We start from the raw sequence: 13,054 nt of genomic DNA, 5'->3' as shown, positions 1-13,054 counted from the left end.
GGATGGCGGTCGGCACGTCGGCTTCCCATTGGAGATCGGGCGACGTTTCCGGGGTGCGCTTTGCGGCGATGTCCAGGGCCGCACTGCGGCGGACCCGTTCGCCCTCCAACGACTGCAGCTCGGTGGTGAGCGAGGATTCGTCCGCTTTGGCGTCACTGGCGTCGAGACTGACGAGCACGTCGCCGGCATGCACCCTGCTCCCGTTGGAGACGTGCAGCGCCAGAACCTTGCCGGTGTCGAGCGGCTGCACGGTCTTCGTACGGCCCACAGGCTGGATCTTGCCTTGCGCCACTGCGATGATGTCGATGCGCCCGAAATAGGACCATGCCAAAGCCACCAGCACGAAGGCGCAGATCGTCGCCGAAAGCACATTGCGGATCGGCGACAACGGCGTGTCGAGAATTTCCAGCGCAGCCGGCAGGAATTCGTGATCGCCCTGGCTGAGTTTCGCGGTCTTGATCGAGATCTTGCGCGCCCGCTTGAAGGTCTGAAGCACCGTCATGCGTGCACCTGCTCGTTCTGCAATTCCCACAGCCTGCGATAGAGGCCGCCGCTCCGACGCAGCAGCTCGTCGTGGGGGCCGACCTCGACGATGCGGCCGTCCTCCATGCCGACGATGCGATCGCAGACGCGAACGGCTGCGAGCCGATGCGCGATGATGATGACCGTTCGATTTCGAACGATCTGCCGCATGTTGTTCTGGATCACGCGCTCGCTCTCGTAGTCGAGCGCGCTGGTCGCCTCGTCGAAGATCAGAACGGGCGGATTGGTGGCGAGCGCGCGGGCGATGGCGATGCGCTGGCGCTGGCCGCCGGAGAGATTGGCGCCGCGTTCCTCGATCATCGTGTCGTAGCCGCTCGGCAGCCGCGACACGAATTCGTCGGCGCCGGCGAGCTTGGCGATCGCCATCACCTGCGCGCGCGGCATCGCCGGTGAGGCAAAGGCGATGTTGTCGTGGATGGTGCGATTGAACAGCAGGTTCTCCTGCAGCACCACGCCGACGTTGGCGCGCAGCCACGCCGGATCGACCTGCGTGAGATCGGCGCCGTCGAGCAGCACCTGCCCGTCCTGCGGCAGGTACAGCCGCTGGATCAGTTTGGCGAGCGTCGACTTCCCGGAGCCGGACGGCCCGACGATGCCGATGACTTCACCCGATTGAATCTGCAGCGTGAGATTCTTGACGACGTCGGCGCTCCCCGGCCGATAGCGGAACGTCACGTTGTTGAAGTCGATCGCGCCGCGCGGCGGCGGCAGAACGGTGCGCGCCTGGATGATCGGTTCCGTCGGCGCATTGAGGATATCGCCGAGGCGTTCGACCGAAACCTGGACCTGCTGAAAATCCTGCCACAGCTGCGCCAGACGCAAGACCGGCTGGGTGACCTGGCCGGCGATCATGTTGAAGGCGACGAGGCCGCCGATCGACAGCTCCCCGTCGATCACCGCCTTGGCGCCGAACAGCAGCAGAAACGCCGTCGTGACGCGGCTGACGTACTGGATGCCATTCTGCCCCATCACGCTGAGCTTGGTGACGTCGAAGGCGGTGCTGACATAGGACGCCAGCCGCTCTTCCCACTGGGCCTGCATGATCGGTTCGACCGCCGACGACTTGACGGTGTGAATGCCAACCACCGCCTCGACCAGGAATTGCTGACTGATAGCGCCGGCATTGAACTTTTCGCGGACGCGATCCTGCAGCGGCGGCCGGATCAGCGCGGTGATGAGGATGTAGAAGGGGATGGAGCCGACGACGATCAAAGTCAGCTTCCAGGAGTAGGCGAGCAACACCGCGACGAAGACGAAGGTGAACATCAGGTCGAGCGCGGAGAAAAGCCCCTGCCCCGTCAAGAAGGCCCGGATGTTTTCCAGTTCGCGGACGCGGGCCACCGTCTGGCCGGCGGCGCGCGTTTCGAAATAGCCGAGCGGCAGGCGCAGCAGATGACGGAACAGGCGCTGGCCGAGTTCGACGTCGATGCGGTTGGTGGTGTGGGAGAGCGCGTAGCTTCGCTGGTACTGCAGCAGCACGTCGAACAGCCCGACAACGATCATGCCGATAACGAGCACGAACAGCGTGGAATAGCCCTTGTGCGACAGAACCTTGTCGACGACGACCTGAAAGAACAGCGGCGTCACGAGGGCGAAGATCTGGATGAACAGCGACGCCAGCAGGACGTGCGCAAGCGGCCGGCGATAGCGCCAGATCGACGGCAGGAACCAGCGAAAGCCGAATGTCTTGGGATTAAAACCTTCGCCGTTGATGCGCCGGCCGACGAGTATCAACTGCGGCTCGATCGCGTTCAGCAGATCGGGGCCCGACAACTGGCTGTCGATATTGGTCAAGGCATCGATGATGCGGAACAGGCCATCCCCAGTGCGCCCGCCGTAGACGACAAATCCGCCGCCCTTCAGCCTGGCGATCGCCGGCGTGGGCGTCGCGGCGAGCTCTTTCTCGGTGCGCCGGGTGACGAGGCGCGCCTTCAATCCGATCGTCGCGCTGGCGCGGATGATGTCCCGCGCGCTGGCCTGATCGTGAAGGGCGAGTTCGCGCTGCAGGTTCGAAGGATCGGCCGCGATCCGGTAGAAGGCCGCGATGCCGCAGAGGGCGCGAAGGCCGGCATCGAGCGGCGCGGCCGGCTTGGCGAAGTCCGACATATCGTTCATCGATGCACTACGCGGCTGGGGCGGCACGACGATAAAGCAACGACAATCAAAACGGTTGTGCGCGAAATAAGTTTTGAGATCATCATATTCCCTAGCGCTCTGTTCAGAGAACCGGCGCCAGAGTCAGATTTTTATGCAAACAAAGTCTAAACTATCGTGACACGTGCATTGTTGGCTTACGCATCGACAGGGCGGAACAACAGGCTTCCGAATGGCGCACAGCGCAAGAATGCTGGCGTTGCAAACACATTGCGGGGCGTCGTGCAAAATCACGACGCCATCTTGCGCAGATGCCGCACCCACCGTTCGAGCGCGGCATACAATGTGGCGCCTTCAGATCGCCGGCGTCTCGACAATCGAGTCGACGCGATCGGGATAGAAGGCCAGATAGTCCTTGATCGCGGTGACAGACTCGAAGGGTGACTCGTAGGTCCAGACGGCATTTTTCGCGCGCTCGCCGCCAAGCGGAATGCTGAAGTACGAGCAATCACCCTTGTAGGGGCAATAGCTGGCGTTATCGGTACGTTCGAGCAGCGCCATGTCGACATCGGCGCGCGGAACATAGAGCACCGGCGGATATGAGGCCTCGCGAAGGGTCAAGGCCGCGGTCGTGTCCGCGACGACATGACCGCCGACCGAGACGACCACGCGTTCCTTGTGATGCTCGATGCTGATGGGATGGTCGGGCCCGGGAATCTTGACCGTTTTCGTTGCTGTCATGGACGTGATCCTTTCCTCGCTACAGTCACTGTGCCATCGCACCGCCGTCGACGGCGAACGACTGTCCCGTGATGAAGGGCACCTTGTCGGAGCCGAGAAACAGAATGGTCTGCGCGACCTCGGCCACCGTACCGGCGCGCTTGGCGGGAATCGTCGACAGGAACCCGGCCTTCGCCTCGGCGCTGTTGCCGGTGAAGCGGTCGAGCATCCCGGTCTCGATCGGGCCCGGTGCCACCGCATTGATGCGAATGCCGGATGCCGCGACTTCGAGCGCCGCCGATTTCGTCAGGCCTTCGACCGCATGCTTGCTGGCAACGTAGATCGACGCCCCGGGAAAGCCTTTCTTGCCCGCGACGGAGGACACGTTGACGATGCTGCCGTGGCCTTGCGCCAGCATCACCCGCATCTCGTGCTTCAGGCTCAGCACGACGCCAAGCACGTTGCTATCGAAGACGGCTGCATAGGTTTCGGCGCTCTGCTCGGTGACCGGTCCTGGCGTCCCCTCGGTGCCGGCATTGTTGACGGCGATGTCCAGGCGGCCGAAGCGCGCCACGGTCGCGTCCACAAGGTTGCGGACATCGTCTTCGTGTCGCACATCGGCGCGAATGAATTCGACTTCGGCGCCGATCTTGCGAAGTTCGTCGGCCAAGGCGCGGCCAGCGTCTTCGCGACGGCCCGACACGACGAGACGCGCACCCTCTTGCGCATAGGCGAGCGCCGTTGCGCGCCCGATTCCAGTCAGCGCACCCGTAATCAACACGACAGGATTATTCATAGGACCACCCTTTTCGTATGCCATTGCAGTATCGGCAGCGTTGAGGTGGGGACGCTTCGGCGCTAGCTCAACGGCCATTCGTCAATTCGAATACGATGTCGCTTTGTCGCCATAGGAGTCCGCGCATGCACAAGTTTCACGACCCCGCGAGCCCGGCCGAAACGACCATCGATTTCGACGCGTTCCTGGCGGTCGACATCCGCATCGGCACCGTCGTCGCGGCCGAGCCATTTCCGCAGGCGCGGAAGCCGGCGATCAAGCTGACGATCGATTTTGGACCGGGTATCGGCACCAAGCGCTCCAGCGCGCAGATCACCCGCCACTACCAGCCCGAAACCCTCATCGGACGCCAGGTCGCCGCCGTCGTCAATTTCGCCCCGCGGCAGATCGGGCCGTTCATGTCGGAGGTGTTGACCCTCGGCTTTCCCGACGATGCCGGCGAGGTCGTGCTGTTCGCGCCGGATCAGGGCGTGCCGAACGGATCGCGGCTGTTCTGAAGGCGCAGCGCCACCATCGGCATTCTTGGAATGTCGATCGACATCCATCCGAGAACGCCGATGGCATTTGCGGGCGCGGGGTATGCTTTCTCAGGCCTTGAGGCGGTAGCCCGTGCGAAAGATCCACCAGATGACGGCGAAGCACAGGCCCATGAACAGAAGCGTCATGCCGAGACTGATGCGGACATCGACATCGGCGGTGCCATAAAAACTCCAGCGGAATCCGCTGACGAGGTAGACGACGGGATTGAATAGGCTGACCGCCTGCCAGGCCTTCGGCAGCATGCTGACGGTGTAGAAACTGCCGCCGAGGAAGGTGAGCGGCGTCACCACCAGGAGCGGAATGATCTGCAGCTTCTCGAACCCGTCGGCCCAGATGCCGATGATGAAGCCGAACAGACTGAAGGTCGTCGCCGTCAGCACGAGGAATACCAGCATCCAGAGCGGATGCATGATCTCGTAGGAGACGAACAGCCGCGCCGTGATGAGAATGATCAGCCCGAGCAGGATGGACTTGGTCGCGGCGGCGCCGACATAGCCGATCACCACCTCGATCCACGACACCGGGGCGGACAGCAGCTCGTAGATCGTGCCCGACCATTTTGGAATGTAGATGCCGAACGAGGCGTTGGAGATGCTCTGCGTCAGGATCGACAACATGGTCAGGCCGGGCACGATGAAGGCGGCGTAGCTGATGCCGTCGACCGCGCTCATGCGCGAGCCGATCGCCGAGCCGAACACCACGAAATACAGCGCGGTGGAAATCACCGGCGCCAGAATGCTCTGCGTCAACGTGCGAACCCAGCGCATGAACTCGAACTTGTAAATGGCGCCGACGGCATGGATGTTGATCATCATCTTACGCTCACCAGGCTCATGAAAATATCCTCCAGCGAACTCTGGCGCGTCTGCAGGTCGGTAAACTCGACGCCGGCGGCGCTGAGCTGGCGCAGCAGGCCGGCGATGCCCGTCTGCTCGGTCTTCGCATCGAAAGTGTAGACGAGATCCAAGCCATCGTCGGAGAGCGCGAGCTGGTCGATCGGCAGGCCTTGCGGAATGGCATCGAGGCGGGTCTGCAAATGCAGCGTCAGTTGCTTCTTTCCGAGCTTCTGCATCAGGGTGACCTTGTCCTCGACCAGGATGATCTCGCCGTTGCGGATCACCCCGACGCGGTCGGCCATCTCCTCGGCCTCTTCGATGTAATGCGTCGTCAGGATGATGGTGACGCCGGTGGCGCGCAGCCCCCGCACCATCGCCCACATGTCGCGGCGCAATTCGACGTCGACGCCGGCGGTCGGCTCGTCGAGGAACAGGATCCGCGGCTCATGCGACAGCGCCTTGGCGATCATCACCCGGCGCTTCATGCCGCCGGAGAGCGCCATGATCTTGCTGTCCTTCTTGTCCCAGAGCGACAGGTCCTTCAGCACCTTTTCGAGGTAGGCGTCGTTGCGCGGCTTGCCGAACAGGCCGCGGCTGAACCTGACCGTCGTCCAAACCGTCTCGAAGGCGTCGGTCGAGAGTTCCTGCGGCACCAGTCCGATCTTGGTCCGCGCGGCCTTATAGTCGCGGATGATATTATGACCGTCAGCCAGCACGGTCCCGGAGGTGGGATTGACGATGCCGCAGATGATGCTGATCAGCGTCGTCTTGCCCGCCCCGTTGGGTCCAAGGAGCGCAAAGATCTCGCCCTGGTGGATGTCGAGATCGACGGAGCGCAGGGCCTGAAACCCCGACTTGTAGGTCTTCGTCAGACCGGTAACGGAGATGATCGGCGGCACTGGGCCTCCTTGAGGCGGGATACGAGAGGATCAAGCGGGAGCGGCGCGATGCGGCTCCGGCGGAAGCGGTCAGCCCGATCGGCTCGGGCGCGCTGGTCCCGGGGTCCATAAGCCTTTCCGCCATCCGGGGGAAGAGGGCCGCGCTTTCCGCCGCATGCCGATACTTTAATGGCACTGTCGGCGATCGAACTTCCTCTTTAGAATTGCGTTCGACATACCATATACGTCCGGTGGGATGAGGCCGCGACCGACGGCGGCGGCGATTGTTGGAGACGGCTGACGTGGCGCGATACGAAAAGGGCCGGAAGGAAGAGACGCATCTGAGGGTCGTCAAGGCGGCATCGGAGCGCTTCCGCAAGGACGGCGTCGATGGCGTGGGCGTGGCGACGCTGATGAACGACGTCGGCCTGACCCATGGCGGCTTCTACGCGCACTTCGCTTCGAAAGACGCGCTCGTCAAGGAAGCGGCGCTGTTTGCCTTCGGGGCGAGCCCCGATGCGATGCTCAAGGACGACGAGACGCCGTTCGATCTGCGAGCCTTCATCGAAGTCTACGCCTCGCCGCAGCACCGCGATCATCCGGAAAAGGGGTGTCCACTCGCCGCGATCGGCTCGGATCTCGCCCGCCGGCCCAAAGACACCCGCCTGGCGGTCACAAAGAAGGTCCAGGAACTCGTCGGCCAGATCGGCGCGGCGCTTACGGACGACCGTCTTCACGAGCAGGAGCGGGCGGGCCGCGCCCACGCGATCCTCGCCCAGGTCGTCGGCGCCGTTCAAATGTCGCGGATCGTCACGAGCCGCACGGAGTCGGACATGATCCTTGCCGCCGGCAAGGTGAGCGCGTTGCAGCTGGCCGGGCTGCTCGAGGCTTCGCCGACGACGCCGTGGACGGTGCCCTCGAAGCAGGTCAAGCGCTAAGCCGATCTGGCTTTGATTCGGAACCGGGTGTCGCGTCCGCAACGACGGGAACTGTTGCCGTCGCGCGAGCTTTACGGGTCCGGTGTATTACCCTTGAAAGGCAAGTGGATGGGCCTGACGATCGACGCGATCGACCATATCGTCCTCAATGTGAGCGACGTCGAGACGTCGGCGGCCTGGTACCAGAGGCTTCTCGGGTTCGGCCGCGAGGATTTCGATCCCGGCCACGGCAAGGCGCGCCGGACGTCCATCACGTTCGGGCAGCAGAAAATCAACCTGCGCCCGGCCGGCGCCGACCTCGTGGAATGGTTCACCGGCGCGTGTCCGACGCCGGGCAGCGATGACCTGTGTTTTCTCACGCAGGCTGAGCCACCGGCCGTTGTCGCGCATCTTCAGGCGTGCGGCGTTGCCATTGAGGAGGGCCCGATCCGCAAGCAGGGCGCGCGCGGCGCGTTGCGCTCGGTCTATTGCCGCGATCCCGATGGCAATCTCGTCGAGATATCATCTTACGAAAGTTAGGTTTTCCGACAGTAGCGGTCGGGAAACTGCGCCCGACGACTCTGTCACATGTTAATCGCCATCGGCTTGCCGTTATCCCACTGTAATAAATGTCGGATCGGCGATTATGGCTAGCAAAACATTAAGCCGTGGTTGCAATACTGGACCTCACGAATGGGGGCGGGAATGTTGGATGAAATGCGGGTTGAACCGCCGGGCGATGCGCCGAGACCCATGCCTTCTGACGATGCCCACTTGGCAGATCATCTTCAGGCGGCTCTCAATGGAGTTCCCGCCGCGATCTTCACCTTCGACCAGAGCCTGAACCTGATCTTCGCCAACGATCGTGTCACCACGCTGCTGGGCGCGGCACCCGAGCAGCTTGCCGAATGCTCGACGGTGTTCGACCTGCTGGCGGCCTGCAAAGGCCTCGATTACGTTACCGCGCAACGCGTCGGCGGGGCGGTCCTTGCCGCAACGGCTTCCAACGAGCCGCGGCACCCGCCCATCGCCCTTTCGCCGGGGGACGCAAAAACGGCCTTCAACCTGCAGATCAGCAAAAGCGGGTCCGACCACTGGATGGTGCTCTTTGAAGATGTCACGGCCCGGCGGGCGGCGGAAAGCGAAGCGATCCCCCAGACTCTCCGTGATCCGCTGACCGGTTTGCCCAATCGCAAACATCTGAACGATCGCATCGCGGATGTCGTCGCGACGGTCATCGGCCGGACGCAGGTCTGGATGATCCTCGTCGACCTCGATCGGTTCAAAACGGTCAATGACACGCTCGGTCATCCGATCGGCGATGCCGTGCTCAAGATTGTCGGGCGACGCCTGACCTCCGCCATGCGGGATAGCGATGAGGTGGCGCGGCTGGGTGGCGACGAATTCGCCTTGCTGATCCGCGGCCGGCCCGAGCCCGAAGCCGTCGCCACCGTAGCACGACGGTTGATCGATGTCCTCGGGCGGCCCTATCTGATCGAAGGCCACCTGATTCATATCGGCGCCAGCCTCGGGATCGCGTCGAGCCAGGATATCAGCGAACACGACCATCTCTTCAAGAACGCGGATCTTGCGCTCTATGCCGCCAAGAAGGCTGGACGCAATACATTCAGCTTCTTCGATCCGGCGATGGAGGCCCGCGCTCACAAGCGCCGTGCCATGGAAATCGATCTGCGCAAGGCGATCGCGCTGCGCCAGTTCGAATTGCACTACCAGCCGCAGATCGATCTCGACCTCAACACCATCACTGGCTTCGAGGCGCTGGTCCGCTGGCGCCACCCGGAGCACGGCCTGGTCCCGCCAAATGACTTCATCCCGCTGGCGGAGGAGATCGGCCTGATCGTCGCCATCGGCGAATGGGTCCTGCGCGAAGCCTGCCGGGACGCGGTCCACTGGCCGGAGTCGATTTCCGTTGCCGTCAATGTCTCGCCCTGCCAGTTCGAAAACGCCGCAGCCCTCGTCACCTCGATCGAGAAAGCCTTGAAAGCAAGCGGGCTGCCTGGCAACCGGCTGGAGGTGGAGATCACCGAAAGCGTGCTGCTTCGCAAAGAGAGCGCCGTGCTTTCAGCGCTCCACGCCATGCGTGCGCTCGGCGTCCGGATCGCAATGGACGATTTCGGGACCGGCTATTCGAGCCTGAGCCAGCTCAGCAGCTTTCCGTTCGACAAAATCAAGATTGATCGGTCTTTCGTCACAAGCAAGGGGGACTGCAAGGACCAGAATGCGATCGTCCGCGCCATCACCGCGCTCGGTATCAGCCTCGGCATGGCGACGATTGCGGAAGGCGTGGAGACGTCGGAAGAGCTCGCCCGCATCCGCGCCAATGGCTGCACCTCGGTCCAGGGCTATCACTTTAGCAGGCCGCTCCCAATCGAGCAGGTCGATGGGCTCATCGCGGGCTTCGCAGCGCGCCATCCTATTGCCACCCCGCAAGCTGCCTGAGGGAGCCGCGACATGACGCTTTATCGCATTCTCTATTGCAGCCGCAGCGAACTTGCGGACTCGCCTGCGGCCGGCGCCGAGGAGATCCGGCAGATCCTCGCAAAGTCCCGCGCCAACAACGCGCGGGACGACATCACCGGTGGTCTGTTTTTCAGCAACCAGTGTTTTGCCCAGGTCCTCGAAGGTCCCGCCGAAAAGGTCGAAGAGACGTTCGAGCGCATCCAGTGCGACATGCGGCATCGCGACGTCACGGTGCTCGAAGCCGGCCCTATCGCGACGCGTGACTTCCCGGCCTGGTCGATGGCCTTCACCGGGTCGACCGATGCTTCGGCTTTCGGTCAGGCTGTCTTGTCCGCGGCCTTCTCCGGCCAAACGCAAGCCGGCGACAAGCTGCTCGATATCTTGCGCAGCGTCGTCGTGCGCGAAGACGAGTGGCTGGCCAACGAGGCGGCGTGAATTTTCCGCGGCCCCGGCGGTGCCACCATGTTGCGATGGCCAGTCGGCTGGTCGCGGGCCGATCCGTTAGCGCCGATGGCTTGTCCTCAGGCAAGTCCCGGGATATCTCGCCCAGCATGCTAGCATCGCTGTCGGCCCCCGCCCGCGCGTGGCCGATGAACGTCTTCTCGCCATGCGTTGCGACCAAGACCGGACGTTTCGACCGGAGAACAAGCTTCATGCGGCCACGATCCCTGTCTCTGACCCGCTTCGGCCTCATCGGCATGGTCATCGCCTTTTCGGCGTTGCGCTCGGCTTCGGCAGAACCGTCATCGGAGGTTCCGGCCTGGCTGAAGTCCCATGTCGGCGAAGGCGAAGGCCAGATCGCCGGTCCGGTGCTGCAGCGGGCGCGCGCCCTCTATCGACGAAAGATCAGCGAGGGGGCGATCCGAAATGCCTGCTACTTCGCCATGGATGCAACGCGCCCCAACATCCTGGGCGACGGCTCGGTCGGACGCCGCTTCTATATCGTCTGCGAAGGCGAACAGTCGTTCCGCGCGATTTCGGCAGGACACGGCAGCGGGCGCGATCTGCCCGGCGTGGCGGATTTCGCCAACGGCAGGCAATGCGCGAAGAATTTCGGCAACGCCATGGATTCCGAACTGACGACGGGCGGCGCCTACGTGACGGCCGAGACCAAGACCTCTTTCAAGGGCTACTACCTGGCGTCTGCCGACCGCGATGCCGCTTTGGTCCGATCCTTCGTCCAGTTCGACGGCGAAGGCGAGACGGCCAACGCGCGACCGCGCGCCATCGGCGGCCATGCCGCCGTGGTGCTGAAAGGTGTGTGTCTGCGCAAAGATCCGCAGAGTCCATATGCGGACCAAGGCGGTTACGTCCCCTTCGGCAAGCGCGCGGACTATCCCGGCGGCCGCAGCAACGGCTGCACCAGCTGGTCGCCGGAAGACGCGCCGCAACTTCTTGCGATGGTGAAGGAAGACCCGACGACGCTCTACATCTATCCAGACGCCGCCGACGTCAGCGCCGTGGCGCGCGCGGTCGCGGCGGGCCGACCGGCATCCGGGGCATATTGGAACGCGTCATGTCTCAAGCAGATCCGCTCGCCCAAATTCTGGGCCAAGGAAACGCTCGAGCCTCTGTTGGCCGCATACAAGAACAGCCATCCGGCGCCACCGCCGCGGCCGACGCCATTGTGTCGAGAGCCGTAATACCGCGTCGGGCCTACACGGGTGAAACCTGTACGGATCGCGGGCATGGACATCTGCTGACCGTGCCGCCTACAGCGTCAGCAGCGCGATGCTGACGACGACGAGATTATACGAGGCGTGGAGCAAAATCGTCGGCTTGATGCTGCCGGTCTGCTCGCGGATGAAGCCCAGCGCGAAGGCCAGCGGCAGCACGAGCACCATGTGGCGCGGCTCCCAGTGGATCGCGGCAAAAAGGAATGCCGTGGCGAACAGCGTGGTCCCGAAGCCGAAGCGGCGACGCAGGCCGGTGTAGAGCCATCCACGGAATATCAGCTCCTCGGTGATCGGCGCGCAGACCACATAGTTGAGCACGAGGGTCCCGACGAGCAGCGTGTCGGTGGGGCCATCGAGGGCGATGTGCCGCTCGCGCAGGCTGGCGAGCGCGAGGCTGGCGAGCGCGGCATAGATCAAAACCATCACCGCGACGGAAGCGATACGGCGCCAGCCGCGACCGACGGGGCGCAGGGCGACGAGATCGCGCCACGCAAACCGCTGCTTGTGGCGCGCCACGATCACCGTGGCGCTGGCCAGAGCGGCATAGACTAGGGTGACGGCAAGGGCGCTGAGCTTGGTCTTGGTCGGAATATCGAAGCGCAAGGAGAGATAGAAGCTGCGGGTCTCGTCCACGCCCCACAAGGCGCCCTGCCCCAGGAGGATGAGGCCGGCGACGATCGCCGCCAGAACCGCGGCGATGGCAGCGATGGCGACCAGGCTGACGACCAGGCCCGCGAGGCCATAAGGCTCCGCGCCGCCCGACCGGACATCCAGGACATCGTGCTTGGTCTGTTGATCCATCACAGGTCCTTTACGAAGCCATCTTCCTAAGTCGCGAAGCCTCCCCTATATTGGGGCTGCCGTCCTCGGACGGCTATGGCGATAAACGGCGTCGAAATGAAGCTTTTCGGACCCGGGGGCGGTACCCGGCGCCTCCACCCAAGGGCGTGTTGTCGTGTTGTTTCAAGGCGATGCGCATTTCGGCGGGGGCGAAATAGGTTCGACGGGAAGTGTAAAGGACTGTCTTTTGCTCGGCATGGTTCCGCCGTTATCGGGCTAATCCTATAGTTGCCAATGACAACTACGCTTCGGTGGCCCTCGCCGCGTAATGCGGTTCTGGTACCGAGAAACAAGTCCTTAGGGGTTGCACTCTAAGGCGGGGTTCGGAGGCACCTGGCAACAGAAGCCTCCACTTCATTCTCGACCGGTCACGGCTCACCGGGTTTCGTCTTACCGTTGGACACATACTGAATGCCGAACGACATGATCCGTTATGACCTTCTTGTGCAGGAAGCCTTGTGCGGCGTCGTCAAGAAGGTGCTCGGAGAGGCGGCGCGGGACGGTCTGCCAGGCGACCATCATTTTTACATCACCTTCCGCACCCAGGCGCCCGGCGTCCGGCTGTCGACGCGGATGCGCGAGCAGTATCCGGAGGAGATGACGATCATCCTCCAGCATCAGTTCGAGGACTTGAGCGTCACCGACCATGCCTTCGAGGTCGGTCTGTCGTTCCGCGGCATCCCCGAAATGCTGCTGATTCCTTTCGATGCCCTGACCGGCTTCTTCGACCCTT

At 63.3% G+C, this 13,054-nt stretch carries 14 protein-coding genes and 1 other RNA gene; 8 read left to right on the top strand and 7 right to left on the bottom strand.

All coding sequences use genetic code 11. The features are described 5' to 3' along the window. From GSQ79_RS04135 to GSQ79_RS04120, 4 genes are all read right to left on the bottom strand, one after another. The coding region (locus GSQ79_RS04135; protein ID WP_158807469.1) for a biotin/lipoyl-binding protein at positions 1-502 on the bottom strand (502 nt) is incomplete at its 3' end. Continuing rightward, positions 499-2,658, bottom strand: coding sequence for a type I secretion system permease/ATPase (locus GSQ79_RS04130; RefSeq protein ID WP_305764610.1), 2,160 nt, complete (start codon positions 2,656-2,658; stop codon positions 499-501). The genes GSQ79_RS04135 and GSQ79_RS04130, both read right to left, overlap by 4 nt. A 333-nt stretch (positions 2,659-2,991) precedes the next feature. Beyond that, the gene (locus GSQ79_RS04125) at positions 2,992-3,378 is read right to left on the bottom strand and encodes a DUF427 domain-containing protein (RefSeq protein WP_158807468.1); all 387 of its coding nucleotides are present in this window, start codon (positions 3,376-3,378) and stop codon (positions 2,992-2,994) included. 25 nt (positions 3,379-3,403) lie between these two features. After that, positions 3,404-4,153 carry an SDR family NAD(P)-dependent oxidoreductase gene (locus GSQ79_RS04120; RefSeq protein WP_158807467.1) on the bottom strand — a complete coding sequence of 250 codons (750 nt, stop codon included), beginning with the start codon at positions 4,151-4,153 and terminating at the stop codon, positions 3,404-3,406. 125 nt (positions 4,154-4,278) lie between these two features. On the opposite strand from GSQ79_RS04120, the gene GSQ79_RS04115 reads away from it, so the two are divergent. Then, on the top strand, positions 4,279-4,650 hold the full coding sequence (locus GSQ79_RS04115; protein WP_158807466.1) for a tRNA-binding protein: 372 nt from the start codon (positions 4,279-4,281) through the stop codon (positions 4,648-4,650). A gap of 90 nt (positions 4,651-4,740) precedes the next feature. On the opposite strand, the gene GSQ79_RS04110 is transcribed toward GSQ79_RS04115, so the two are convergent. Together GSQ79_RS04110 and GSQ79_RS04105 are read right to left on the bottom strand one after the other, a co-directional pair. Then, positions 4,741-5,502: an ABC transporter permease gene (locus tag GSQ79_RS04110; RefSeq protein ID WP_158807472.1), complete on the bottom strand. Its 762-nt coding sequence runs from the start codon at positions 5,500-5,502 to the stop codon at positions 4,741-4,743. Positions 5,503-5,504: 2 nt separating this feature from the next. Next, positions 5,505-6,428 carry an ABC transporter ATP-binding protein gene (locus GSQ79_RS04105; RefSeq protein WP_158807465.1) on the bottom strand — a complete coding sequence of 308 codons (924 nt, stop codon included), beginning with the start codon at positions 6,426-6,428 and terminating at the stop codon, positions 5,505-5,507. 281 nt (positions 6,429-6,709) lie between these two features. Here GSQ79_RS04105 and GSQ79_RS04100 point away from each other — a divergent pair, with 281 nt between their 5' ends. The 5 genes from GSQ79_RS04100 to GSQ79_RS04080 all read left to right on the top strand — a co-directional run bounded on the left by GSQ79_RS04100 (position 6,710) and on the right by GSQ79_RS04080 (position 11,448). Then, a complete protein-coding gene (locus GSQ79_RS04100) occupies positions 6,710-7,345 on the top strand; it encodes a TetR/AcrR family transcriptional regulator (RefSeq protein WP_158807464.1) in 636 nt (211 codons plus the stop codon). A 108-nt stretch (positions 7,346-7,453) separates the two neighbouring features. Continuing rightward, the gene (locus GSQ79_RS04095) at positions 7,454-7,864 is read left to right on the top strand and encodes a VOC family protein (protein WP_158807471.1); all 411 of its coding nucleotides are present in this window, start codon (positions 7,454-7,456) and stop codon (positions 7,862-7,864) included. A gap of 234 nt (positions 7,865-8,098) precedes the next feature. Continuing rightward, positions 8,099-9,784 (top strand): EAL domain-containing protein, encoded by a 1,686-nt coding sequence (locus GSQ79_RS04090; protein WP_158807463.1) that lies wholly within the window; start codon positions 8,099-8,101, stop codon positions 9,782-9,784. A 12-nt stretch (positions 9,785-9,796) separates the two neighbouring features. After that, a complete protein-coding gene (locus tag GSQ79_RS04085) occupies positions 9,797-10,240 on the top strand; it encodes a BLUF domain-containing protein (RefSeq protein WP_158807462.1) in 444 nt (147 codons plus the stop codon). A 218-nt stretch (positions 10,241-10,458) separates the two neighbouring features. Continuing rightward, the gene (locus tag GSQ79_RS04080) at positions 10,459-11,448 is read left to right on the top strand and encodes a hypothetical protein (RefSeq protein WP_158807461.1); all 990 of its coding nucleotides are present in this window, start codon (positions 10,459-10,461) and stop codon (positions 11,446-11,448) included. Between the two features lie 69 nt (positions 11,449-11,517). Here GSQ79_RS04080 and GSQ79_RS04075 read toward each other — a convergent pair whose 3' ends face one another. Then, positions 11,518-12,282: a CPBP family intramembrane glutamic endopeptidase gene (locus GSQ79_RS04075; RefSeq protein WP_158807460.1), complete on the bottom strand. Its 765-nt coding sequence runs from the start codon at positions 12,280-12,282 to the stop codon at positions 11,518-11,520. A 19-nt stretch (positions 12,283-12,301) separates the two neighbouring features. Between GSQ79_RS04075 and ssrA the strand changes: the two genes are divergently transcribed. Together ssrA and GSQ79_RS29295 are read left to right on the top strand one after the other, a co-directional pair. Beyond that, positions 12,302-12,675: a transfer-messenger RNA gene (gene ssrA, locus GSQ79_RS04070) on the top strand. 57 nt (positions 12,676-12,732) lie between these two features. Beyond that, positions 12,733-13,054: SspB family protein (locus tag GSQ79_RS29295; RefSeq protein WP_246725089.1), on the top strand; the 322-nt coding region annotated here is incomplete at its 3' end.

The organism is Beijerinckia sp. L45 (assembly GCF_009765775.1).
Classification (GTDB): domain Bacteria; phylum Pseudomonadota; class Alphaproteobacteria; order Rhizobiales; family Beijerinckiaceae; genus RH-AL1.
This window is presented reverse-complemented; position numbering and strand designations above follow the sequence as displayed.

Coding starts and splice junctions, on each gene's coding strand:
- GSQ79_RS04085 (WP_158807462.1), top strand. CDS start 9,797: ATGACGCTTTATCGCATTCTCTATTGCAGCCGCAGCGAACTTGCGGAC.
- GSQ79_RS04120 (WP_158807467.1), bottom strand. CDS start 4,153: ATGAATAATCCTGTCGTGTTGATTACGGGTGCGCTGACTGGAATCGGG.
- GSQ79_RS04125 (WP_158807468.1), bottom strand. CDS start 3,378: ATGACAGCAACGAAAACGGTCAAGATTCCCGGGCCCGACCATCCCATC.
- GSQ79_RS04075 (WP_158807460.1), bottom strand. CDS start 12,282: ATGGATCAACAGACCAAGCACGATGTCCTGGATGTCCGGTCGGGCGGC.
- GSQ79_RS04095 (WP_158807471.1), top strand. CDS start 7,454: ATGGGCCTGACGATCGACGCGATCGACCATATCGTCCTCAATGTGAGC.
- GSQ79_RS04130 (WP_305764610.1), bottom strand. CDS start 2,658: ATGAACGATATGTCGGACTTCGCCAAGCCGGCCGCGCCGCTCGATGCC.
- GSQ79_RS04115 (WP_158807466.1), top strand. CDS start 4,279: ATGCACAAGTTTCACGACCCCGCGAGCCCGGCCGAAACGACCATCGAT.
- GSQ79_RS04080 (WP_158807461.1), top strand. CDS start 10,459: ATGCGGCCACGATCCCTGTCTCTGACCCGCTTCGGCCTCATCGGCATG.